The sequence below is a fragment of the Paenibacillus sp. BK720 genome (assembly GCF_011761545.1).
Lineage (GTDB): Bacteria > Bacillota > Bacilli > Paenibacillales > Paenibacillaceae > Pristimantibacillus.
Genome location: NZ_JAASRQ010000004.1, coordinates 668,669 through 693,159, shown reverse-complemented (window position 1 = coordinate 693,159; position 24,491 = coordinate 668,669). Strand labels below are relative to the sequence as shown.

24 protein-coding genes are annotated in these 24,491 nt (G+C 52.8%); 20 read left to right on the top strand and 4 right to left on the bottom strand.

The window, feature by feature from the left end:
• Positions 1-45 precede the first annotated feature (45 nt).
• The 9 genes from FHT67_RS18680 (at position 46) to FHT67_RS18640 (ending at position 9,322) form a co-directional block, all read left to right on the top strand.
• Positions 46-600, top strand: coding sequence for a CBO0543 family protein (locus tag FHT67_RS18680; RefSeq protein ID WP_167200583.1), 555 nt, complete (start codon positions 46-48; stop codon positions 598-600).
• A gap of 27 nt (positions 601-627) precedes the next feature.
• Positions 628-1,146 (top strand): CBO0543 family protein, encoded by a 519-nt coding sequence (locus FHT67_RS18675; RefSeq protein WP_132311976.1) that lies wholly within the window; start codon positions 628-630, stop codon positions 1,144-1,146.
• A gap of 205 nt (positions 1,147-1,351) precedes the next feature.
• Positions 1,352-2,647, top strand: coding sequence for a glycoside hydrolase family 125 protein (locus FHT67_RS18670; protein WP_167200581.1), 1,296 nt, complete (start codon positions 1,352-1,354; stop codon positions 2,645-2,647).
• Positions 2,648-2,729: 82 nt separating this feature from the next.
• Positions 2,730-4,079 (top strand): extracellular solute-binding protein, encoded by a 1,350-nt coding sequence (locus tag FHT67_RS18665; RefSeq protein WP_167200578.1) that lies wholly within the window; start codon positions 2,730-2,732, stop codon positions 4,077-4,079.
• A gap of 103 nt (positions 4,080-4,182) precedes the next feature.
• Complete coding sequence (locus FHT67_RS18660; protein WP_132311982.1) at positions 4,183-5,070, top strand: carbohydrate ABC transporter permease; 888 nt, start codon at positions 4,183-4,185, stop codon at positions 5,068-5,070.
• A gap of 14 nt (positions 5,071-5,084) precedes the next feature.
• On the top strand, positions 5,085-6,008 hold the full coding sequence (locus FHT67_RS18655) for a carbohydrate ABC transporter permease (protein WP_208403351.1): 924 nt from the start codon (positions 5,085-5,087) through the stop codon (positions 6,006-6,008).
• A 5-nt stretch (positions 6,009-6,013) separates the two neighbouring features.
• On the top strand, positions 6,014-7,168 hold the full coding sequence (locus FHT67_RS18650) for a glycoside hydrolase family 76 protein (RefSeq protein ID WP_167200575.1): 1,155 nt from the start codon (positions 6,014-6,016) through the stop codon (positions 7,166-7,168).
• A gap of 28 nt (positions 7,169-7,196) precedes the next feature.
• Complete coding sequence (locus tag FHT67_RS18645) at positions 7,197-8,261, top strand: glycoside hydrolase family 76 protein (protein ID WP_132312151.1); 1,065 nt, start codon at positions 7,197-7,199, stop codon at positions 8,259-8,261.
• Positions 8,261-9,322, top strand: coding sequence for a glycoside hydrolase family 76 protein (locus tag FHT67_RS18640; RefSeq protein ID WP_208403350.1), 1,062 nt, complete (start codon positions 8,261-8,263; stop codon positions 9,320-9,322). The genes FHT67_RS18645 and FHT67_RS18640 overlap by 1 nt, the downstream gene beginning before the upstream one ends.
• Here the strand turns inward: FHT67_RS18640 and FHT67_RS18635 are convergent.
• Complete coding sequence (locus FHT67_RS18635; protein WP_208403349.1) at positions 9,315-10,187, bottom strand: helix-turn-helix transcriptional regulator; 873 nt, start codon at positions 10,185-10,187, stop codon at positions 9,315-9,317. The two genes, FHT67_RS18640 and FHT67_RS18635, sit on opposite strands and share 8 nt — an antisense overlap.
• A 177-nt stretch (positions 10,188-10,364) precedes the next feature.
• Between FHT67_RS18635 and FHT67_RS18630 the strand changes: the two genes are divergently transcribed.
• Positions 10,365-12,254, top strand: a complete 1,890-nt coding sequence (locus FHT67_RS18630; protein ID WP_208403348.1) for a beta-L-arabinofuranosidase domain-containing protein — start codon at positions 10,365-10,367, stop codon at positions 12,252-12,254.
• A gap of 19 nt (positions 12,255-12,273) precedes the next feature.
• Complete coding sequence (locus FHT67_RS18625; RefSeq protein WP_132311990.1) at positions 12,274-13,272, top strand: aldose 1-epimerase; 999 nt, start codon at positions 12,274-12,276, stop codon at positions 13,270-13,272.
• Here FHT67_RS18625 and FHT67_RS29725 read toward each other — a convergent pair.
• A complete protein-coding gene (locus FHT67_RS29725; RefSeq protein ID WP_208403347.1) occupies positions 13,254-13,508 on the bottom strand; it encodes a pentapeptide repeat-containing protein in 255 nt (84 codons plus the stop codon). The two genes, FHT67_RS18625 and FHT67_RS29725, sit on opposite strands and share 19 nt — an antisense overlap.
• 238 nt (positions 13,509-13,746) lie before the next feature.
• Here FHT67_RS29725 and FHT67_RS18620 point away from each other — a divergent pair, with 238 nt between their 5' ends.
• On the top strand, positions 13,747-13,980 hold the full coding sequence (locus FHT67_RS18620) for a hypothetical protein (protein ID WP_208403346.1): 234 nt from the start codon (positions 13,747-13,749) through the stop codon (positions 13,978-13,980).
• Positions 13,961-14,059: a DUF4085 family protein gene (locus FHT67_RS30690; RefSeq protein ID WP_481856090.1), complete on the top strand. Its 99-nt coding sequence runs from the start codon at positions 13,961-13,963 to the stop codon at positions 14,057-14,059. The genes FHT67_RS18620 and FHT67_RS30690 overlap by 20 nt, the downstream gene beginning before the upstream one ends.
• Before the next feature lie 84 nt (positions 14,060-14,143).
• Here the strand turns inward: FHT67_RS30690 and FHT67_RS18615 are convergent, their stop codons facing one another.
• A complete protein-coding gene (locus tag FHT67_RS18615) occupies positions 14,144-14,578 on the bottom strand; it encodes a GNAT family N-acetyltransferase (protein WP_167200569.1) in 435 nt (144 codons plus the stop codon).
• Between the two features lie 129 nt (positions 14,579-14,707).
• Between FHT67_RS18615 and FHT67_RS18610 the strand changes: the two genes are divergently transcribed.
• Positions 14,708-15,160: a MarR family winged helix-turn-helix transcriptional regulator gene (locus FHT67_RS18610; RefSeq protein WP_132311994.1), complete on the top strand. Its 453-nt coding sequence runs from the start codon at positions 14,708-14,710 to the stop codon at positions 15,158-15,160.
• A gap of 15 nt (positions 15,161-15,175) precedes the next feature.
• Here FHT67_RS18610 and FHT67_RS18605 read toward each other — a convergent pair whose 3' ends face one another.
• Positions 15,176-15,508 (bottom strand): antibiotic biosynthesis monooxygenase family protein, encoded by a 333-nt coding sequence (locus FHT67_RS18605; protein ID WP_132311996.1) that lies wholly within the window; start codon positions 15,506-15,508, stop codon positions 15,176-15,178.
• Between the two features lie 244 nt (positions 15,509-15,752).
• Here FHT67_RS18605 and FHT67_RS18600 point away from each other — a divergent pair, with 244 nt between their 5' ends.
• The 6 genes from FHT67_RS18600 (at position 15,753) to FHT67_RS18575 (ending at position 24,448) form a co-directional block, all read left to right on the top strand.
• Positions 15,753-16,676 carry an ArsR/SmtB family transcription factor gene (locus tag FHT67_RS18600; protein ID WP_132311998.1) on the top strand — a complete coding sequence of 308 codons (924 nt, stop codon included), beginning with the start codon at positions 15,753-15,755 and terminating at the stop codon, positions 16,674-16,676.
• A 281-nt stretch (positions 16,677-16,957) separates the two neighbouring features.
• On the top strand, positions 16,958-18,367 hold the full coding sequence (locus FHT67_RS18595; RefSeq protein WP_132312000.1) for an ABC transporter substrate-binding protein: 1,410 nt from the start codon (positions 16,958-16,960) through the stop codon (positions 18,365-18,367).
• 91 nt (positions 18,368-18,458) lie between these two features.
• The gene (locus FHT67_RS18590; RefSeq protein ID WP_132312002.1) at positions 18,459-19,352 is read left to right on the top strand and encodes a carbohydrate ABC transporter permease; all 894 of its coding nucleotides are present in this window, start codon (positions 18,459-18,461) and stop codon (positions 19,350-19,352) included.
• Between the two features lie 14 nt (positions 19,353-19,366).
• Entirely contained in the window at positions 19,367-20,206 is an 840-nt protein-coding gene (locus FHT67_RS18585) for a carbohydrate ABC transporter permease (RefSeq protein WP_132312004.1), read from the top strand.
• 4 nt (positions 20,207-20,210) lie between these two features.
• Positions 20,211-22,631 carry a glycoside hydrolase family 43 protein gene (locus FHT67_RS18580; RefSeq protein WP_167200566.1) on the top strand — a complete coding sequence of 807 codons (2,421 nt, stop codon included), beginning with the start codon at positions 20,211-20,213 and terminating at the stop codon, positions 22,629-22,631.
• A gap of 59 nt (positions 22,632-22,690) precedes the next feature.
• Entirely contained in the window at positions 22,691-24,448 is a 1,758-nt protein-coding gene (locus FHT67_RS18575) for a glycoside hydrolase family 2 protein (RefSeq protein ID WP_167200563.1), read from the top strand.
• Positions 24,449-24,491: the final 43 nt, after the last annotated feature.

Genomic DNA, 24,491 nt, shown 5'->3' with positions numbered 1-24,491 from the left:
CAAAATAAGGTTGGCGCACAATATTTTTGCAGGGAGTTGAGGAACGTGGAGAAAGAGAAGGTCAAGGACCTGATCGATGAAAATAATTATCAAGTCGAAAGGCTGCTTGACCAAAAAGTCCAAATCTGGTCAGAGTACGTGGTTTTCTCGGGAATATGGTGGTTTGGGGTTGCCTTAAGCACCCTGCCCTGGGTACTGTGGTTCGTGCTGCGGAACAGGCAAAGCTCGGACCGTATTCAATATGCCGGATTCATGTCCTCGATCGTGTCCCTGACGCTGGATGTGCTTGGGGATCAATATGGATTATGGCATTACCGGTTTAACGTGATTCCGCTGATTCCGACCTACTTCCCTTGGGACGTGACTTTGATGCCTGTGGGCATCATGTTCTTGCTGCAGTTCAAGCCCGCCGGAAGCCCGTTCTTGAAAGCCATCCTATTCGCATTCCTAACCTCTTACGTTGCGGAGCCTATTTTTCATTGGATTGGTATATATGAGCCGCTCAAGTGGAGATATACTTACTCCTTTCCGATCCAGATGGGCATTTATTTATTGGCTCACTACTTCAGCCGCCGTAAAAACTTTCAAGAGCTGACATAAGCTCGACTACAAAGAGGGGCAATCGATGTGCATTTGATTCTGGGGGTTATAACCGTACTCGCAGCGTGGAGATACGGGGATTGGCGGCATTGGCAAAGGTACCATCCTACGATGATGTTTATTGTCATCGGCAATCTGCTCTATAATTTTCTGACAGCCGGCCACTTCCTATGGCAGCTGAAGCCGGACTTTTTTCCTAACCATAGCTTGACCGAAATGGTATACACCTTTGTCGTATTCCCCGCAACGGCGTTGATGTTCATCTCGAATTATCCTGATCGGTCTAACAAAATCGTTGGTCATTATGCAAGGTACATCGGGGTTTACATAGGGGTGGAGTGGTTATTTATGCTGACGGACCGGATCGTCTACCAGTACGGCTGGAGTCTTTATTGGTCTATCTTTTTTGACTTCACCATGTTTCCTTTGCTGTGGATCTTTCACAGGAGGCCGCTCGTTGCCTACGGAATCACGTTTCTGTTATGCCTGTTCTATATCTGGTATTTCAAGATCCCGGTTAATGTTCCCGTTGAACAAAGAAATTAAATCGAACGGAAATCGCATGAAGAGTCTCCAGCCTGGGGGCTTTTTTCTTTTGCGTCCGATAGTCCCTGTTGATTAGTATAAAGGTTGGTATAACCTTTCAAAAAAATATATATTGACATAACATATACATGCCAATATAATAGCAATATCAAATGAAAGCGTTTTATAAACAGCGTTCAAAGGAATCAAGGAGGCACGAAAACTGATGACGCAATCGACAGAAATTCCCGCATCCTTAACGCGACTGGTGGAGCGTATTAAGGAAAAGACGGCGGAGCATCCGAATTGGGCGGCCATATTCGAGAAGGCCATCCACAATACGCTGCAAACGACCATCCAGCGCATGCCGGACGGCACGACGTTTGTTATAACAGGTGATATACCAGCTATGTGGCTTCGCGATTCCGCTGCGCAGCTACGTCCGTTTCTGGTGCTTGCGTCCGAGGACGCCGAGCTGGCCGATCTCATTGAAGGTCTTGTCCGGAGGCAAATGGATTCAATCCTGCTTGATCCTTACGCGAATGCCTTCAACAACGGGCCAACCGGCAAAGGACATCAGGATGATCTGACGGACATGGGACCGTCCATCTGGGAGCGCAAATACGAGATCGATTCGTTGTGCTACCCGCTGCAGCTCAGCTATCTGCTCTGGAAGAATACCGGCAGAACCTCGCAATTCGGCGATACCTTCCGTCTGGCTGCGGACGCGATTCTGAAGCTTTGGACAACGGAGCAGCACCATGAGAACGCGTCGCCTTACACGTTCCAGCGCTTCAACTGCGCGCCGACGGATACGCTCCTGCGGGAGGGGAAAGGCACGGAAACGGCCTATACCGGCATGACATGGAGCGGCTTCCGCCCAAGCGACGACGCTTGCGCATACGGCTACCTTGTACCGGCTAACATGTTTGCGGTTGTCGTACTTGGGTATCTGAGGGAAATTGCGGAGGAAGTGCTTGGCGACCGGGAGCTTGCGGCAAGAGCGGCTAAGCTTGGCGAGGAGCTTCATCAAGGCATCCAAACGCACGGCATCGCCGATCATCCGCGATTTGGAAAAATTTATGCGTATGAAACCGACGGCCTAGGCAATTACAATTTTATGGATGATGCCAACGTGCCGAGTCTTCTGTCGATTCCTTATCTCGGCTATACCTCGAAGGACGATCCTGTCTACCGCAATACGCGAGACTTTGTGCTCAGCAGCAGCAACCCGTATTACTTCGAAGGCGAAGCGGCAGCCGGGATCGGCAGTCCGCATACCCCGGACCGTTACATCTGGCATATCGCCCTGGCCATGCAAGGCCTGACAACGGATGACCGCTCCGAGAAGGAAAGGCTGCTCAGCCTGATGGAAGCCACAACGGCCGGAACCGGCTTTATGCATGAAGGTTTCCATGCGGATGACCCGTATCAGTTCAGCCGTCCATGGTTCTCGTGGGCCAACATGATGTTCAGCGAGCTTCTGCTTGATTATTGCGGGATTCGAGTGCAAACGAAATGACAGCGGTTTCATAGAGGGCAACGCCTATCGGCGGCTTTCTTCGAAATAGATAGTTTGTTACTAAAAAAGGGAGGCATGAAAAGTGAAAAAATGGATCACGATGATCGCCTTGGTCACGGTAGTAGCAACAGCAGCCGGCTGCGCAAAAACAACGACAAGCAGCAACGGCAACGGGAATGCGAATGCAAGCAGCAATACGAACGCAAACAATGAGCAACCGGATAACGCTTCGGGCAATTCCGGCGGCGGCAAAGCCGTAGAGCTGACGTTCTGGGGCGACTGGGCGGGTGACGGCCAGAAGCAATTCCAGACGATGGTTGATGCATTCAACAAATCGCAGGATAAAATTCACGTGAAATACGTGCTGCAGCAGGACCTGATTACGAAGTTTCTGACGGCGGCCACATCCGGCGGCGCACCCGACGTGCTCCTCTGGGACAGATGGCGTACGCCGCTCTACGCGCCGAAAAACGTGCTTCACCCAATCGATGATTTCATGACGAAAGACGGCTTGAACAAGGATGATTTCTTCGGCGAAGCGTTGAAGGAATTGTCCAATAGCGACAAGCTGTACGGCCTTCCTTTGACCGTTGACGCCCGCGCGCTTTTCTATAACAAAAAGCTTCTGACTGACGCAGGCGTAACGGCGCCTCCTACGACATGGGATGAGCTCGAACAGGCCGCCATCAAGACGACCAAATGGAACGGAAGCAAGCTTGAAGTAGCAGGCTTCTCGCTTGCCGATAACGGACTCTTTAATATGTATCTTCAACAAGCGGGCGGCTCGATGCTGACCGACGACGGCAAAAAAACGAACTTCAACAACGAAAAAGGCCTGGCCGTGCTTGAATTCTGGGACCGCATGCTGAACCAGGACAAAGTGTATAAGGTTGGCTTTGAGCAAGGTCTCGGCGAAGGAACCGATACCTTCGCGACCGGCAAGGTTGCGATGACTTACAACGGTCCGTGGATGCTGAGCACGTACAAGAAATACGGCAAGGATCTGGACTTCGGGGTTGTGCCTCCTCCAGCTGGACCTAACGGAGACAAAGGCGGCGTGATGGGCGGCTTCGGCCTTGTTATTCCGGAAGCTTCGAAGAACCAGGAAGCAGCGTGGGAGTTCATCAAATGGTGGACGGCTAACAAGGACAACGCGCTTCTGTGGGCAAAAACAAGCTTGAACATCCCTGGCTACAAGCCGGCGCTTGAAGATCCGTTCTTCAAGGAAGATCCGCTCTGGCAGCCGTTCCTCGATACGCTCGAATTCGCGAAGACTCGTCCGGCTCACCCTGGCTACTCCGTCATGGAGACCGAAGCGCTTATTCCGAACCTGGAGCTGTACCAGCAGAAGAAGCAAAACGCGGAGGATACGCTTAAGAAAGCGCAGCAGCGGGGCGACCAGCAGCTTGCGGATAACGAAGACGTGAAATAATTGAAGGTCTCCCGGTGGAGCTGACCGGACGGTAAAGGGAGGGAGACCTCCCTTTATCTGTTCCGGCAGGCTGGGATTCACTACGAAGGAGGGAGGAGTGCTGATGTCTTCAATGGGCAAGCTTAATCAGCATCAGGCCCGCATGGCCTACCTGTTTATTACGCCAACGATGCTGCTGTTTTTCGCTTTTACCATTATTCCTGTCGTCATGGCGCTCTACTTAAGCTTTACGAACTACGATGTGGTCAGCCGAATGGAATTCGTTAAGCTCGACAATTACAAGAAGCTGCTTGAGGACGATCTGTTCTGGACGACGTTCAAGAACGTATTCTTCTATTCCGTTATTTTCGTGCCGCTCAATATCATCATTTCCTTATTGCTAGCCATGCTGCTGAACTTCAAGCGGTTTGGCGTCAAGCTGTTCCGAACGATGAATTATCTTCCGACCTTAACCTCCGCGGTTGCGGCGTCTACCGTCTGGATCTGGCTGCTCCATCCGGAGTTCGGCCTGGTGAACAACCTGCTCAGCTATGCGGGCATTACCGGTCCGGCTTGGCTCGCTCAGACCGAGACGGCGATGTTCTCCATTATTATGGTGACGTTATGGCAGTCGGTCGGCTCCAATATGATCATTTATATCGCAGGCCTGCAGGGCGTGCCGGATTACTTGTACGAATCCGCCAAGCTGGACGGAGCAACGGCTTTTGCGCGGTTCCGCTATATTACGTGGCCGCAGCTTCGCCCAACAACCTTCCTTGTCAGCACGATGGCGATTATCGGGGCGCTGCAGCTGTTCGACCAGGCGTTTGTCCTGACGCAGGGCGGTCCGGGCAACGTAACGAAGACGCCGGTATATCTCATTTATAACCAGGGCTTCAACCAGCTCAAGATGGGTTATGCTTCCGCCCAAGCGTTTGTGCTGGCCGTGGCGATTCTGATCTTTTCTTTCATTAACATGCGCATTAATAAATCCGAGGAACCGATTGTGTAAGGAGGGGTATGGTCATGGCACAGCCTATTGTCAAATCAATCGCAGTACGCGCACCAAAGCCGCCTTCTTATACTCTCAAAAGGGTCTTGTTAGGCGTTCTGTTCTACGCGGTTGCGATAGCTATAGCGGCAGCAATGTTCTTGCCGTTTTTCTGGAGTTTGATTACTTCGTTTAAACCAAGCAACGAGATCTTCTCGGTGCCGATCAAGTGGATTCCGTCCAAGCTTACGTTAGAGCATTACCGGTCGGCGTTTACGACCGTACCGTTCGCGGGATATTTCGCCAACTCCTTTATTCTGGCCGCAGCTGGCGTATTATGCAACCTGTTCTTTGGGTCCATCAGCGGCTACGCCTTTGCCAAGCTGAACTTTAAACTGAATAAACCGCTGTTCCGCATCCTGCTGGCGGCGATGATGATTCCGGGCATCGTTACAATGATTCCAAGCTTCTATGTATTGAAGCATTTCCCGCTGATTGGCGGCAATGACATCCTTGGAGCCGGAGGCAACGGCTTCCTGAACTCCTTCTGGGGGATTATTCTGCCGGGTGCATCCGGTTCGTTCGCGGTCTTCTTCATGCGGCAGTTCTTCCTGACGCTGCCTTCCGACATGATGGAGATGGCGCGGATCGAAGGGGCCGGGGAGTTCCGCATCTTCTGGAATATTTATCTGCCGCTGACGAAGCCGGCGCTTGCAACTCTTTCGATCTTTACCTTCCAGGCGGGCTGGAACAGCTTCCTGTGGCCGATGATCGTCTTGAATGATCCGGCAAAAGCAACGATACAGATGGGACTGCAGGCGTTCTCATTCAACCATCAGACCGATTTCGGCCCTATGATGGCCGGTGCGCTGATCGCGATCCTGCCGATTCTCGTCTTGTTCCTCCTGCTTCAGAAGTATTTCGTACAGGGCATTGCCTTTACGGGGACGAAAGGCTGATCGGATTGAAACGAAACAAGCGGTATTTGTGGCTGGCCGGCGCTGCGGCAGTTATCCTCATCGCGTTGGTCTGGTCATTGGGAGGGAAGGATAATCCGGCCTCCTCCGTCATTTGGCAGGAGCGGGCGGAAGAGGCGCAGCTTGAGCTGACAAAGTCCTTTTGGGATGACAAGCGAGGGCTTTACAACAATGCCGCCCCATGCATAGCGCAGCTGTGCACCGATCCCTTCAACTATTGGTGGCTGGCGCATGCGGTGGATGCGCTGGTCGACGGCTACGAGCGCAGCGGCGATGAACGGTATGCGGAGCAAATCGCCAAGCTCTATCAAGGTCTGCTTGACCGCAACGCCGGCGTCATGATCAACGATTATTACGATGATATGGAATGGATGGCGCTGGCTTGGCTGAGAGCCTATGACGCCACCAAGGACGAGAGGTATAAGCTGGCCTCGCTTGAACTGTGGGAAGAGATTAAAGGCGGCTGGAACGGGGAAATGGGCGGCGGCATCGCTTGGCGCAAGGAGCAGACCGATTACAAGAATACGCCGGCGAACGCTCCTGCCGCTATCTTGGCGGCTCGGCTGTACGGACATTTTCGTAACGGGGAAGATCTGGCCTGGGCGAAAAAGATTTACGATTGGCAAAAAGAGACGCTTGTGGATCCGGATACCGGTCTCGTATGGGACGGAATCAACCGAACGGGCGACGGCAATATCGACAAGGAATGGCGATTCACCTATGGCCAAGGCGTCTTTATCGGGGCCGGCGTTGAATTGTTCCGGGTAACGGAGGATCAGGCTTATCTGGAGGATGCCCGCCGGACGGCGGCTCATCTGAAGGAGGCGTTCCTGTCTCCGGCAACCGGCATGCTTCCATCGGAAGGCGACGGTGACGGGGGCTTGTTCAAGGGCGTATTGATCCGTTATTTGGGAGAGCTGATCGCCGCTGATCCGGATGAGCCGGAACGCAATGATCTGATTGGAATGCTGAAGACCAATGCCGAAAGCTTATGGCAATTCGGCAAAGCGGAAGACAAAGCGGTATTCAGCCATTCATGGGCCGAAGCGCCGGATACGATCGTGCAGTTAAGCGCGGAACTAAGCGGATTGATGCTGCTCGAGCAGATGGCCGTATTGGAGAAAAACGGACAATTACAGTAGACAGAGGAGTGCGGGGAGAGTGAGAGCAATGGTGTGGGCGGCAAGAGCGGAAGAAGCGCAGCAGGCATTGGAGCAGTTGTATTGGAATCCTTCCATTAACATGTACGATATCGAAATTCCGTGCCCGGACGGTGCTTGCAATACGATTTTTCATTACTGGTGGATGGCGCATGCCGTGGATGCGTTGGCGGACGGGCTGAACCGGGCGGGAAGCGACTTCTACCGGGAGCGGCTGGCTGCGTTCCATGAAGGAATCTTGAACCGCAACGGCGGCGCGTGGCCCAATGAACTGTACGACGACATGGAGTGGATGGCCATCGCTTGGCTGCGGGCTTATCAGGCAACCGGCGTAGAGAAATATAAAGGAGCAGCCCTTCTCTTGTGGGAGGACATTCAGACCGGCTGGAACGAGCATGCGGGCGGCGGAATCGCCTGGCAGAAGCCGCAGCTGGACTACAAGAATACCCCGGCCAACGCGCCTGCCGTTATTTTGGCGGCAAGACTGTATCAGGCGTTTGGACGGGAAGAGGATCTGGCATGGGCTCATAAAATCTACAATTGGCTGAAAGCAAGCCTTGTGGATCCCGAGACCGGCTTTGTGTGGGACGGCATGAACCGAACCGGCGACGGCTCCATCGACAAGGACTGGAAATTTACTTATTGCCAAGGCGTCTATATTGGCGCGGCGGTAGAGCTGTATCGGATTACGGGCGATTCGGCTTACCTGCGGGATGCTGAGCGTACGGCTAAAGTTGCGGCCGACGAACTGCTGCAGAGCGGGCTTTGGCCGGATGAGGGCGATGGAGACGGCGGCTTGTTCAAAGGCATTCTGATCCGTTATCTGGGCGAGCTGGCTTCCGTATCGGAGGAGCGCGCCGAGCTGTCGGCGCTGCTGGAGCAGCAGGGGCAGGCGCTGTGGACGCGCGGCGCCGATCCGGCGCGCAGGGTGTTCAGCACCTTCTGGAGCGTTCAGCCGGAAGAGCGCGTAACGCTTAGCACGCAGCTTAGCGGCATCATGCTGCTGGAGCAGCTGGCGGTGCTGGAGAAGCGCGGCATGACAAGCACGGCGTTAACCGAGGGGGTACAGTCCTAATGATAGCGGCACAAACGAATTGGGCAGAACGCGCGGCAACCGCGCAGGAGGATTTTCGCCGTCTGTTCTGGAATGAAGAGCGCGGCGTGATGGACCAGGTGGTGCCTTGCAATGGCACTTGCAACGATCATTGGATTTATTGGTGGCATGCGCATGTGGTAGACGTATTGGTAGATTCCCTGGCGCGTACCAAGTCGGAAGAGGATGAGGCGCTGCTGGAGCGGGCATTCCGCGGGGCAAAGAAGTGGAACGGCGATACGCTTCTTCATAACTACTATGACGATATGGAATGGATGGCGCTTGCGCTGCTCAGAGCTTATAGAGCGACAGGGAAGTCGTTCTACAAGGAAGGCGCTCTTGAGCTGTGGGAGGATATCAAGACGGCGTGGAACGATCATATGGGCGGCGGCATGGCCTGGAAGAAGGATCAGCTGGACTACAAAAACACGCCCGCGAATGCTCCGGCCTCCATTCTTGCTGCGCGGATCTATCAAGCGGACCGCCGGGAAGAAGACCTGGAATGGGCGAAGCGGATCTACCGATTCAACAAGGAACGGCTTGTGGATCCGGAGACCGGCTTTGTGTGGGACGGCATGAACCGGCTTGGCGACGGACGGATCGATTACGATTGGAAGTATACGTATTGCCAAGGCGTCTTTATCGGAGCCGGCATTGAGCTGTACAACTGCACGGGGGATGAGAGCTATCTGGTTGATGCGCAGAGAACCGCAGGAGCAGCCGTTCAGGAACTGGTCGATCCGGTGACGGGCATGCTGCCTCGCGAAGGGAACGACGATTGCGGCCTATTCAAAGGCATTCTGATCCGCTATCTGGTTAACCTCATTCGCATTCAGCCCGATTTGTCGCTGCCATGGGTCAATCTGATCCGGCATAACGCCGGCTCCTTGTGGGAGAAAGGGCGCTCGGAGTCCGGCTTGTTCAGCTTATCCTGGGCCGGAGAGCCGGAGCCGGAAGTTCAACTGAGCGGCCAGCTCAGCGGCGTGATGCTGCTGGAGGCAATGGCTGAGCTGGAGAGAGACGGCTTCCTGGCGCCTAGGTAGGCGGCTTGCTCTGACGGTACAGCATCCGGAACTGCTTTGGCGTCTTACCGGTACGCTTGTGGAAGCAGCGGACGAAATACGGGAAGGAGCCAAAGCCGGTATCCTCCGCAATGGCGCCGACGGGATTGTTGGTATGAATAAGCAGCCGTTTGGCCTGTTCGATCCGGTATTGGGTGACATAGTCAAGCGGCGTGCAGCCAAACGTTCTTTTCATGCACAAAGCGATGTAGTTGGGGTGAAAATGCAGCTCCTCCGCCATCCGCTTGTAGCTTAGCGGATCGCGGTAATGCTTGCGCAAATAGAGGGCGGCATCCTCGGCCAGCTGCAGATGGGAGCTTTGCGTTGTCTCTTCCTTGCTGTCCTCCTGCAGCTTGAGAAGAATCGCGTGGAACAGCTGCTGCTCCTGCCAGCGGGAATTGCCGGCCGGGTTTTTATACAGGTGAAGAAGCTCCCGGAACTTCTCTTCCCCTGTCCCTAGGCTTTGAACCGGGCCGGAGCGCGGCAAATAGAAGGAGAAGTATTCGATAGGCGGATAAAGAGGCTCTTGCTCAGGCGGCAAGGGCTCTTTGTCGTAAGCCTCGGGATGCCACTGCCCGGTCGTCTGGAAATGCAGCCAGTAGAAATGGGTCTCTTCCCGGCAAGGAGTGACGGTATGATGCTCCAGGTCCGGACGCAAAATGCCGAAATGACCGGCTGGCAGGGTGAGCTCGTTTTCCCCCTCAGCCAGATACAGACATCCTCTGGTTACAAACAGAAGATCGAATACGCCAATGCTGCTGCGGTCGGGATGTTTTCTGCCCGGCTGGTACGTATCTTCTCCGATTTGAACAAAGTGGGGCATAGGCGGACATTCAAAATGAAACATTATAAGGCTCCTCCAATTAAACAGGAATGAATCCAGTATAGATAAATGCGGGAGATTCGTAAATGACTCGTTGATCTATTAGGTTGTGATCGGACAATTAATAGTTGCGATTGTCTATCCGGCAAGGGGCCGGTTTAATGGTATATTCGAATCAGACGAATGGAAGGGAGCTTAACCATGAAGAGTAACTTTGAGGCTCTGCCGCTAGGCAGCATTCAAGCGGAGGGGTGGCTGTACAACCAGCTTCGGATTCAGGCAGACGGGTTAACGGGACATTTGGAGGAGCATTGGCCTGACGTTGGCCCGGATAACGGATGGATTGGCGGCAGCGGTGAAAGCTGGGAGCGCGGTCCTTATTATTTGGACGGATTGCTGCCGCTGGCCTATATTTTAAACGACGAGAAATTGATTGCGAAGGCAAACCGCTGGGTGGAATGGGCGCTGAACAGCCAGCAGGAGAACGGCATGTTTGGCCCGGCGCGGATCGAAACGGTGAATAATGACGTAAACAAGGAGCAGGACTGGTGGCATTACATGATCATGCTCAAGGTGTTTACGCAATACGAGGAAGCAACCGGCGATGCGCGCGTAGTCCCTTTCCTGACGAAATTCGCCGATTACGTAGCCGGGCAGATTGAGGACCAGCCGCTGCAGGGATGGGCCAAAGCGCGCGGCGCGGAGCTGCTGCTTTGCTTGATCTGGCTGTATAAGCGCACCGGAAAGGAAGAGCTGCTGAAGCTGGCCTCTATCGTGAAGGAGCAGACGACGGACTGGACCGATATTTTTTACGAATTTCCGTTCTGGCGGAAGGTCGAGCAGTGGGATTGGAGAACGCATGTCGTCAATGTGGCGATGGGACTGAAGACGCCGGGCGTGCTCTACGAGCTGACCGAGGACAACCATGAGCTGGAAGCGGTGTACCGCGGAATCGAAAGCCTGATGACCTATCACGGGCAGGCGCATGGCATGTTCTCCGGCGACGAATGGCTGTCGGGCACGCATCCTAGCCAAGGCGTGGAGCTATGCGCGGTTGTGGAGTATATGTTCACGCTGGAGCAGCTGACGCGGATTTTCGGAGACGGCAAGTTTGCCGACGTATTGGAAAAGGTAGCCTTTAACGCTTTGCCTGCCGCTATTTCCGCGGATTGGACTTCCCATCAATACGACCAGCAAGTGAACCAGATTATTTGCAACGTAGCCCCGCGCGCCTGGAGCAACGGCCCTTATGCCAACGTCTTTGGCCTGGAGCCGAATTTCGGCTGCTGCACGGCTAATATGCACCAAGGCTGGCCAAAGCTGGTTTCCCATTTATGGATGAAGGACAACGAAGGCGGGTTGGCCGCCGTGTCTTATGCGCCTTGTGTCGTTCGCACGGAAGTTGCGGGCGGCGTGAAGGCCGAGCTTCGGGTATCGGGAGAGTATCCGTTCCGGGAGCGGGTCAAAGTAGAGCTTCAATTGGAGCGTCCAGCCAGCTTTGCGGTACGGCTGCGTATTCCGGGCTGGTGCGATTCGTCGGTCATTACGGTTAACGGTACCGCTGCAGGGCTTGAAATCAACCAGGGTTACGCGGCCATTTACCGCGAATGGCAGACGGGGGACCGCATTGAGCTGTCGCTGCCGATGGAGCCGAAGACCGTCTCCCGCAATCTGTACGCCGTAAGCGTGGAGCGCGGACCGCTTGTATATGTCCTTCCCGTGGAGGAAAGCTGGCAGCTGCTGCGGAAGCGCGAACGGTTCCATGACTATGAGCTGTATCCGGCTTCCCCTTGGAAATACGGCTTGCTTGCCGATACCCCATTTAAGGCGGTTGCAGGCAGCGAAGAAATTCCGTACCAGCCGTTCCTGGCCGCAGAGTCCCCTGTTAAGCTCGCCGTATTGGGCCAGCTGGTGCCGGATTGGCGAATGGAAGGCAATAATGCAGGAACTCCGCCAATCGCACCGAATACAGATGATCAGCCGGTCACCGAGCTTATGCTTGTTCCGTATGGCGGAGCAAAGCTTCGGATCGGGGAATTCCCGTTAATCGGCGAACGAAAGACATCAAGAACACGACAATACGGAAACTAACAGACGAGGTGTAAGAAGAATGACGGTAAATCAAGCAAACGAAGGATTATTTCACGGCGAACGCGCGATTTGGCTGCGTTTTGGACCGTACGAGGCTGCACTTCTTCCCGAGATTGGCGGCAATCTAATTGCTTTTCGGGATACGGAGGCGGAAATGGCGTTCCTGCATGAACCAACGCCCGAGGAGATGGATAGCTTCAAGGCAAGACCGATGATCCATGGCATTCCCGTGCTGTTCCCTCCGAACCGCTATGAGGATGGCAAATTCCCTTGGGAGGGGAAAGTTCATCAATTTGATGTCAATGAACCGGCAACGGGCAACCATCTGCATGGTTTTCTCTATCAGACGCCGTGGCAGGTCGAAGACTTCGGGGCAACAAAGACGGAAAGCTATGTGGTTGTATCGGTTCAGGTGGATGAGAACCATCCTTCTTATGCCAGCTTCCCGTTTAACTATACGATCCGTCTCCGTTACTCGTTAAGCGAGAACGGCCTGCTGCAGCAAGTGACGGTCCGCAATGACGGCGAAGAGGTAATGCCTTGCCTTCTTGCTTTCCATACTTCGGTGAACGCGCCGTTTGTGCCTGGCGGAGAGGCTAAAGATTACCGCATCCATATGACGCTTGGCGAGCGTTGGGAGCTGAATGAGCGGATGCTGCCAACGAAACAGTATCAGCCACTTAAGGAAGAGGAGCAGCTTATGCGCGACAGCGGGGTATTTCCGTTCTTCGAAGCGATGGATAACCATTATACGGCTCGCCCGCAGAACGGACGCAACCGGATGGAGCTGACCGATACGAAAGCGGGCATTAAGCTTGTCTATGATGTAGGCACCTCCTACAAGCAGTGGATGATCTGGAATAACAACGCGACTGAGGGCTTCTTCTGCCCTGAGCCGCAGATCAACCTGGTGAACGCGCCAAATGTGGATCTGCCAGCCGATGAAATCGGCCTTCTGAGCCTGGCTGCGGGAGAGATTTTCGAGGAATCCAGCCGGCTTTATGTTATAAAAGGCTGATAGCTTGAGCGCGAGGGCTGCCTCTCGTCATCCTTGGGATGAGGAGAGGCAGCTTTTTCGCGTGCGTGTGTCTGGCTGCTGCTCAAGGGATCGCTTGATGGCTGGATCGTGCGACACCGGGCTGCATGCTCACCAAACTGCTTGCCCACCAGATCCGTGCCCACCAGATCCGTGCCCACCAGATCCGTGCCCACCAGATCCGTGCCCACCAGACTGCTGCTCACCTGCTCTTCCACTCTGCAACGAAACTACATAGCGCTATTCGCTCTAAAACAAGGCATTTGTATTTGTAACGAAACTACATATCGTTATTATCTGTTTCAAGCTATCATTTGATCGCCTAAATGCCATGCCATATAGCGATATATAGTTTCGTTAAAACTGGTAAGAGGTTGTTTTTCGCGTTCTAAGGCTCTGTAGTTTCGTTAGCGGGGCAAAGCGCAACTTCAGCGATTCTCATGCGTTAAACTTTAATTGAAACAGGCTGATAATTACAACAATTCGCGATCGGCAGCGATCGGCAGTGGAGGCGAAGATATGGGGATTTTTTTGTTTATTGGGTTTGTTATTATTCTGCTGGCCGTGCTCAACATTGACGGGAAGATGAAGAAGCAATTGGAGAATGAGAAGCTTATTATCGAGAAGCTTGATGCTCTGATCCATACCCAAACGAATAGAGATAAGATGGATGACGGAAACGGGATTTGAGCTTCGCGTTTTGTTTGAGTGTCCATTAGAGGAGTTTGCCGTTGCAGCGGAGCATGTTTCCCTGGAGATCATCTCATAGCGCATAGCTTCTTGCGATTTTCATTATGAGCATTGCTCCGAGGCTGCCCAGCGGTAGGATAGCTCAAACCTTTATTCCATAGCCTTATTCCATAGACTTTGTCATAAGGACATGAGGGATGCCATCCTCCATGAATTCAGCCGACGATACCCCGTAACCAAGCTTCTCATAAAATCCCTTTGCATGCGTTTGCCCGTGCAGTTTAACCTTGGGCAGTCCCTTTTCAAGCGCGATGTTTTCCAACGCGGCAATGATGTGTCTGCCAATCCCGAATTTGCGATACGGCTCTACTATGCAAATACGCTCTAGCTTGCCGATCCCTTCGACGGTACGAATTCTTCCCGTACCAACCGGTTGTCCCTCGTAATAGGCCAAAATATGCTCGCATTTTCCGTCCAACCGGTCAAACTCGTCAAATTCATCCGCAAGCGGTACTCCTTGTTCTTCGACAAATACGTTTTTTCTAATGGAAAAGGCCTTCTCCAGTTCCTCTGGCGTTGCAATAATAATGGAATTCATAAACTCCCGTCCTTTACGGATTTATTTTTTTGGCGGAAATCGTCATAATGAATAACAGCGATAAATGCAGTATATATAATTATATTATTGTTGTAAATGCAACAAAATTTAACGGTGGCAGGTGCGCGCATGAGGGAAATACTTCGTGAGGTTGGCATGATTGCGAGAGCATTGGATTCCATAAGCAATATCGAGTTCAAGGAGCTTGAGCTTACCAAGGGACAATACCTGTATCTGGTTCGCATCTACGAGCACCCGGGTATCATTCAGGAGAAGCTGGCAGAAATGATCAAGGTGGACCGGACAACGGCTGCGCGCGCGATCCAAAAGCTGGAGATCCAAGGCTTTATCGAGAAAAAAGAAGATGAATCCAACAAGAAGATCAAAAGGCTGTTTACAACGGAGAAGGGCAACCTAGCTTATCCCTTCTTGAAGAGGGAAGGGGATTATTCGAACTCGGTTGCGCTGGCGGGATTGACGGAGGGAGAAGCGGAAATCCTTTTCCGGCTGCTGCAAAGGGTCAGGAAAAATATCGAGGTCGAATGGGATTACGTAAAGAAGGGGAATAAAAGGGACTACTGAAAGCGAAGGCAGCCGTCAGGAAAGATCGGCTGCCGCATAGGAATAGGCCCGTTCAACTTTACAGATCTTCACGTTGTAGCTCTGATACCAGACTTGCTTGCCTTTCTCCTGGGCAGCCCGGTGCAGCTCATTCTGCTTCCAATTATGAATCGCCTCCAGGCTTTCCCAATAGGAAATCGTAATGCCTGCTCCCGATGCATTCCTCACGCTCTCCGCGGATAGGAATCCGGGCTGCTTTGCGGCAAGCTCATCCATTTTGTCATCCATGGCGCCGTATCCATGATCCCCATCCGTTCGTTGACTCGAAAAAATAACCGCGTAATAAGACCCTGCTGCTTCATTTGACATCTTCCATCGGCTCCTTTGGGATAAAGCTGCTGTATGGATTAGACTATACTACGGATTACCGAATAATAGAAATGAAGATTGATCATGCCGCGCATTAAAGAATTTCATAACTTCATAATCTTTCAAAAAAACTGTAATAAAAACAATTTTATATTTTGTTACAAATAAACTAGACAAAATGCCCGAATGACGCTAATCTGATTGTAAGAAACATAATCGATACAGAGGAAGAAGGGACTTTGCGTTGTTAGAATTAACGATAGACGAGCCCGATCGTCTCGTAAAGGTTGCGCATGCTCTTAGTACACATACCAGAATCGGCATCATAAAGCTGCTGCTTGCCAAGCCAAACCTGAACATTATCGAAATTGCGGAAGCGCTTGATATACCGGTCTCCACGGCGGCTACCAACGTGAAGGTGCTCGAGGAGGCCGAGCTTATTCTGACCGAGCTTCAGCCGGCGTCGCGCGGGGCCATGAAGGTATGCAGCCGGAATTTCGACGATGTCCGCATGATCCTTAATCCGATAGCTTACTACCAGAATACGAGCAAGGCTGTTGAGGTCGAAATGCCGATCGGCCATTTCATTAACTTCGACATCCAGCCAACCTGCGGGATGGCGAATACGACCGGCATGCTGTTTATTGAGGACGAGCCCGAAAACTTCTATCACCCGGACAGCCGGACGGCCGAGATTATCTGGTTCCGCAAGGGCTGGATCGAATACCGGTTCCCGAAAAAGCTGCCGGCCGGCGCAAAGGTGAAATCGCTCGAATTCTCTCTAGAGCTATGCTCGGAAGCGCCGAATTACAATAACGACTGGCCTTCCGAAATTACGGTATGGGTAAATGACATGGAGATAGGCTCCTGGATTTCGCCCGGCGATTTCGGAGACCACCGGGGCAAGCTGAATCCGCCTTGGTGGAATGATTCCAGCACCCAGCACGGACTGCTCAAAACCTGGGCGATCGAAGAAAGCCGCAGCACCATCGATAACGAGAAGAGCTCCTCGACGACGCTGCGGGATCTGCAGATGGACCAGAAGCCCTTTATTACATTCCGGATCGGATTGAAGCCGGATGCCAAGCATCAGGGCGGGATGAACTTGTTCGGCAAATCGTTTGGCGATTACGCGCAGGGAATTATTATGCGGATGCAATACGAATAACGTCCGATTGTTCCAGATGTTTTGTTAGCACAAAGGCATCTGGAACTTTTTTATTGAATGATACAGTTTTATTGTAAGAAAGCGTTGACATCGAGATTTTACGCATGTATATTTTGTTTATAAACAAATAAGTTGAAACAAACTAAAAAATATGTCGGTATATACGAGCCTATTGAAGGAACGCTAGCGGAGGCCGTTTGAACTGTACATAAGGGTCATGGCTTATTTGTTTAGGCGCAGGAAATCATATCGTTCATTCATTATGAAGGGGGAAGCAACAAATGGCGAAATGGAGAAGCGGTAAAGTTTGGATGGCTGCAATGCTTTGTCTCATGATCGTACTGGCAGGCTGCAGCTCCAATAACGGCGGCAGCAAGGAGAGCTCGAATAACGGCAAGAACAACAGCAATGCGGCAGCGCAGGAATCCTCGAATACGGGAGCTGCGGCGGAAGGCACGGATACCGGAGCCGACGCGAAATCGAGCATCGAATTCATGGGCTGGGGCGGAGACACGGAGAAAGCCGTCTTCCAAAAGCTGATCGATGCTTATATGAAGAAGTATCCGAACAAAAAGGTAAAATACACGGTTGTACCTCCGGGCGAGTACTACCAGAAGCTTGATACCTTGATCGCGGCGAAGAAAACACCGGATGTGTTCTACGCAGGCGGCGCGAACTTCAACAAGCTCGTAAGCAGCGGCGTGCTGATGAACCTGCAGAAGATGCTGGACACAAGCAGTCTGGTTGACCAGAGCAACGTATGGCCTGCCGCTCTGGACCGCTACCGTTATGACGGTACGGCTTCCGGCAAAGGCGATATCTACGGTCTTCCGAAAGACGTTGGCCCTTGGGCGCTTGCTTACAACAAAGATCTGTTCGACAAAGCCGGTCTTCCTTATCCTAGCGCGAAAGCCGGCGAATACACTTGGGACGATATGCTTGCCGACGCGAAAAAGCTGACTGTGGCTAACGAACGCGGCAAAATCGATACCTTTGGCGTAGCGGCTTACTCCACCGAGTCTGCCGTATGGGCAAACGGAGGAGATTGGACGGACGGCAACGGCAAGATCACCATCGATACTCCGGAGTTCGCGCAAGCGATGCAATTCGTGGCGGATCTTAGCCTTGTTAACAAAGTAAGTCCTTCCCCGGACGATGAAAAAGCGCAAAACGGTTACGCGCGTTTCGTGGCGGGCAAAGTGGCGATGTTCCCGATGGGCCCTTGGGACCAACCGGGCTTCTGGGATCTGCCGTTCAACTGGGATATCGCGGCATGGCCGGCTAGCCCGAACACCGGTAAAACAGCAACATGGCTTGGATCGCTTGGCTTTGTCGTATCGGCAAAAACCGAGTTCCCTGATGACGCCTTCCGCCTTGCCGCTTACCTCAGCCTGGACCAAGATTCGCAAAGACAAAACTATGAGCTTGGCCAAGCGGTTCCAAACCTGATGGATATGGCTAAAGGCGAATTTATGCAAATGGACAAAAAACCGGAGAGCCGCCAAGTATTCCTGGATATCATTTCCGACTACGGTCGTCCTCCAATCGAGAACAGCTCGAAAAACACCAAATGGCTGGATACGTTCTGGCAGGACGCCAGCGCGGTATGGACCGGCAAGCAAAGCGCAGCCGACTTCGTGAAGGCGGAGCAGCCGAAGCTTCAAAAACTGTACGACGAAGGCAACAAGTAAGAAGGTTGAACTTGCTGGAGTACGCGGGGGGAAGACAGTCGCCTGAGGCGATGTCTTTGCCCCTCTTACCTTCGGCCAGGGAGGATTATTCATGAAGAAAAAGATACCCGGATACCGGCGCAAGGAAATGATCTGGTCGCTTATATTTGTCATGCCGCCCGTGCTTGGCTTTCTGATCTTTGGGCTGGCGCCGCTTTTAACCTCGTTTGGTCTCAGCTTTATGACCTGGGATATGCTGACCCCTTCGGAAATTGTCGGCTTCGATAATTTTCATTACATGTTTAACGACGAGAAATTTTATAAATCTCTCTACAACACCTTTTTCCTGCTTCTGGGCATTCCGCTTGGCATGATTATCTCGATGATTCTTGCCATCATGATGAACCGCAAGCTGGCGGGCATCTCGATTTTCCGGACGATTTATTACATCCCCGTCATCTCGCCGATTATTGCGGTTTCTCTCTTGTGGCAGTGGATGCTGAACTATGATTACGGCTTGGTTAACGAGTTTATTTGGAAAATCTTCGGAACGCAGGGACCGAACTGGCTGGGCGATCCGAATTGGGTGAAACCATCCTTCATTATTATGGGATTATGGGGCGGCGTTGGCGGCACGATGGTGCTGTATCTGGCCGGACTCCAGGGCATTTCTTCTACCTATTACGAGGCAGCAGAAGTTGACGGGGCTACCCGTTGGCACCAATTCAGGCATATTACGCTTCCGCTTTTGTCGCCGATTCACTTCTATGTTGTCGTTATGGGCATTATCGGAACGTTCCAGTCCTTCAGCCAAATGTACATCCTGGCAGCGGACGGCGGGCCGGAATACAGCGGCGCGACAATCGTGTACTACATTTTCCAAGAAGCGTTCAAATATTTCAACATGGGTTACGCCAGCTCGGTAGCCTGGGTGCTTGGCATACTTATATTCATCATTACATTGGTACAATTCCGCTTGTCCAAGCGGTGGGTGTATCAGGATTAGGAGGGACTTGGCAAATGGCTAATCAACGCCGACTTATCAATACCGTCATTTTTGTGCTGCTGCTTGCGGGCTCCGTCATAATGCTTGGCCCGCTGGCATGGACCGTATCCACTTCCCTTAAGACGCAGCAGCATGTGTTCGATGTGCCGCCGCAATGGATTCCCGAACCGCTCACCTGGCTCAACTATAAGGATGTCTGGTCGAAAGCGCCGTTGTTATACGGCTTTATGAACAGCGCCATCGTGGTCGTATGCGTGCTGACGGTTGGCTTGTTCGTTGCCGCAATGGCGGCTTACGCGTTCTCGAAATTCGATTTTCCGTTTAAGGAATGGATCTTTATGGCGCTGCTTGGCACGATGATGATTCCTTATTCGGTTGTAATGATTCCGCAGTATATCGGTTTCTCCGAGCTGGGCTGGGTAGATACGCTAGCGCCGCTCATCGTGCCCGGGTTATTCGGCAATATCGTCACGATCTTCTTCTTCCGGCAGTTTATGCAGGGCTCGATTCCGAACGATCTGATCGATGCGGCCAAAATCGACGGCTGCGGCTACTTCCGCACCTTTACGACCGTTGCGCTTCCGATTGCGAAGCCCGCCATTGCCGCTCAGGCCGCGCTTGGCTTTATGGGCATCTGGAATGATTTTATGGGTCCGCTGATTTACTTGCATACGCCTGAACGCCAGACGATTCAAGTGCTTATCGCAAGCATGCAGTCCAACTACATCTCCACCTCGAACTATCCGTCCCTGATGGCGGCTTCGATGATCGCGCTTGTTCCGGTAGTGATCGTGTTCTTTATGGCGCAGCGTTACTTCATCGAATCGATGGCGATCAGCGGCATTAAGGGGTAACGGCATGAGCGGATGGCAAATGAAACGATCCTTGATCGGCATTGGCATCGCGGTCGTACTCGCAGCAGGAGGAGGGATATGGTTGCTTACGCAAAAGCAGGATGAGCAAGGACAAGCAAGAGAAGCCATTACGATGGACCGGACCTATCAGAATCCGATGACGCTCGAACAGGAATGGGAGGATTACGGTATCGGCGATCCTTACGTGCTGCGCTACAACGGCAAATATTATTTATACTGCAGCACGAAGGACTGGCGGGTCGGCATAAAAGCATGGAGCTCGGACGATCTGGTGAATTGGAGCTACGAGGGTCTGGTAACGGAGGACCCGGTAAGCGAAGGAGCCTATGCGCCGGAAGTGGTGTATTGGAACGGCTCCTTCTATATGTATACGTCTCCCGCGGGCAAGGGGCATTACGTGCTGCAAAGCGACAGTCCCACAGGACCGTTCAAGGTGAAAACGGATAACTTGGGCCTGACGATTGACGGCTCCGTCTTTATCGACGACGATGCCAAATGGTATTTCACCCATGCGGAATCCGGCGGCATTATGGCCAGCGGCATGAGCGATCCTTATACGATCGAAGCGGGCGATAAGCTGAACACGTCGTTGGGGCATTGGACGGAAGGCTCGATGATTATAAAGCGGGGCGGCAGATATTTCATCACGTATACCGGCAATCACGTATTCTCCAAGGGCTATCGCGTAAATTACGCGGTAGGGCATGAGTCGCCCACGGGCCTGTATACGATACCCGACAATAATCCGATTCTCATCTCGACGGATAAGGATTTTAACGGACTTGGGCATAGCGCAACGGTGCTTGGCCCGGATATGGACTCTTATTATATCGTTTATCACAATCTGGTCGGCAGTTCAGCCGAAGGACCTCCGGTAAGGAAGCTAAACATGGACCGCCTGACGTTTAACGGGGACAAAATGGCGGTGCTTGGACCAACGCATGATCGGCCTGTTTCGGCTCCCGCGCTTCCGGCGTTCCGCGATCCGCTTGGCGGCAGCAGCCCTGGCGCGGATAAATGGCAATCGGCCGAAATCTCCGGTGCCGATGAGGCCTGGGTAACCTCGGTGCCGACGGGGGAACGTTTTACGGCGGAATACAACGTTGCCCTAGGCAGCGAGAGCGGTGAATTGGAGACCGTCTTCTCCTATGCAAGCGCGGAGGATTATCGCAGCATCCGGATTAATCCGGATGACAACGCCATTACTTTGAGGGATGCTGCGGCGGATAGAGAAGTGCAGAAGGCTTCTTTGCCAGAAGGCATGGATTTCTCCAAGCTGCATACCGTTCGGGTGGAAGCGGATCAGAGCGGGACTAGGGTTTACTGGGACGGACTTCTGCTTATCGATAATGCGGAGCTCGCGGCTAAAGCCGGACAAATCGGCTACGCCTGGACGGGAGGCTTGAAGCCGGAGCTGCGGTACACGGCATTCTCGAATGAAGCCGGCGGCAGCAGCGACAGCGAAATGATCAAGCAGGTGCCAGGCACGATGGAAGCGGTACACGCCGCAGCGTCCGGCAATAATGAAGTCACTATTCATCATGAAGGAACGCCGGACGGCAGCTACTCGGCCGAACTGACCGGCAACGCTGCGGAGCTTGCTTTCCCGGTATACGTGCGCGCGGATGGCGAATATTTGCTGGCCGCGATGGTATCGGATGCTTCGGCGGGCTCCACTCTAGAGATTGAAGCGGGCGGTATGAGGCGGTCCGTGAAGCTTAAGGCGGAAGACTTCGTTACCGAAGACGATTCCTCGGAGTGGATGAAGGTTCCTCTAGGAACTTTTCCGTTAAAGCAGGGACTGCAGTGGCTGGCGATTTCGAAAGGAAAAGGGAACCCGGACATCCGGTTCATCGAAACGAGCGAAGCGGCAGCGCCGGAAGGAGAGCGGCAGGTCACTTTTGACCCGGATTCGACCTTTGGCTATTGGCAGGAGGACAACGGTACCTATGGACTGCAGCTCGATGGCGACAATTCCATGATCTTTGGCGGCGATACCCGCTGGTCGGATATGGAGCTTGGCGTGAACGTAACGCAGACCGAGGCGACAGAAGAAGAAGCATCGATTCTGCTAAGGACAACAATGGAATCTTCCTTCCGAGACCAGGTTGCCGATTCCTTTATCGGGTATGAGCTGACTTTCCGAAACGGCAGGATCATCTTGAAGAAAATCAGCTACGAAGTGAATCAGGAACTGACTTCCGGCTTGCTTGAGCTGGAGAAAGGCAAAGCCCGCCCGATACGGATCAAGCTGAAGGGGGCCGGCATTCAGGTATATGACGGGGACAACGACGAACCTGTTCTGGCCTGGACGGACCGGAACGCCTTCCTGCACGGACGGGTAGGACTTCGGACTGGCTCTTCGGACTGGCAGTTCAGCCAGATGACCGTATCAACGAAATAGTCTCATCACATAAATACAAACGCAGCAATATGAAGCGTAACAGGGAGCAGGGAAACCGTATGTCAACCAAAATGTATATCAAAAACTACCCCCGTCCGCAATTCGTCCGCGAGCAGTGGGTCGATTTGAACGGCGAATGGAGCTTTGCGTTTGACGACGCGAACACGGGCGAGTCGCATTTGCCGGCCGCATTCAGCAGCGATTTGAAGATTAACGTTCCTTTTACTTACGAAACGCAGGCAAGCGGCATTGGCGACGAAAGCCATCATCCTTATGTCTGGTACAACCGTACGCTGGATATTCCGGCTGAAGCGGAAGGCTCGAAAGTGCTGCTGCATTTCCAGGCTGTCGACTATATCGCGAAGGTATGGATTAACGGTACTTACGTCGGCTCCCATCAAGGCGGCTATGCGGCTTTTTCCTTCGACATTACGCCTTATATCGCCATTGGCGGGGAGAACCGGCTGACCGTTAAGGCAGAGGACAGCATGGACGCGACGCAGCCGCGCGGCAAGCAGCGCTGGGTGAAGGATAATTTCGAATGCTTCTACGTGCAGACGACGGGGATCTGGCAGTCGGTATGGATGGAGTTTGTCGCTCCCGTCCGCGTAGATTCCGTCAAGATCACACCGGATATCGACAACCGCACCGTCCGTTTCGAATACCAGGTAGAAGGCGATTACTCGGCTTCGGATATCCGCCTTGAGACTATCATCAGCCTGAAGGGCCAACAAATGAAGCAGATGAGCCTGACGGTGGACCGTCCTTGGCTTCAGCTGGATGCCGATCTCGTTCACGAGGCGAACGGCCCGTGGAAGCATAGCATGTGGTCGCCGCAGCATCCGAATCTGTACGATGTGGAATTTATTTTGTACAAGGGCGATACCAAGCTGGACCATGTCTATTCGTACTTCGGCATGAGAAAGATTTCGATTGAGAAGGGACGCATCCTGCTCAACAACGCGCCGCTCTACCAAAAGCTTATTCTGGACCAGGGCTACTGGCCGGATAGCCATCTGACGCCGCCGTCGGAAGAAGCGCTGATTGAGGATATCGATCTTATTTTGGCGATGGGCTATAACGGCGTCCGCAAGCATATGAAGGTGGAGGATGCGCGCTTCCTGTACTGGTGCGACGTGAAAGGCCTGCTCGTCTGGTCGGAGATGGCCGCAACCTTTGAGTTTAACGACAACGCCGTCCATAAATTCACGAATGAATGGATGGAGGTCGTGCGCCAGCAGTACAATCATCCGTCCATCATTACCTGGGTTCCGTTCAACGAGTCCTGGGGTGTCATGAACATCAAGAAGGACAAGAAGCAGCAGAAGTTTACCGAAGCGATTTATCATTTGACCAAAAGCTTTGATCCTTACCGTCCGGTTATTACGAATGACGGTTGGGAGCATACGGTATCCGATATTCTGACTCTTCACGATTACGTGGAGACGAAGGAAGAATTCGAGAAGCGTTACAGCAACAAGGACGAAATCCTGAACAACGAGATTTCGTTTAACCATTGGAAGTACGCTTTTGCGGATGGGTACGAATATCAAGGGCAGCCGGTCATTGTCAGCGAATTTGGCGGCATCGCCTTCCAGACGGAAGCGGGCTGGGGCTACGGCAACCAGGTTGCGTCGGACGAGGCGTTCATGAACCGGTTCCGCAATATCCATCAGGCGATCAAGGACAGGGATTATATCGTAGGTTACTGCTATACGCAAATTACGGATGTGCAGCAGGAAGTAAACGGACTTCTTACGGCAGACCGCAAGCCAAAGATACCGATCGAGAAGATCCGCGAAGTTAATCGGATGTAATAAAAAATAGCGAGGCAGGATTAATTCCTGCTTCGCTATTTTT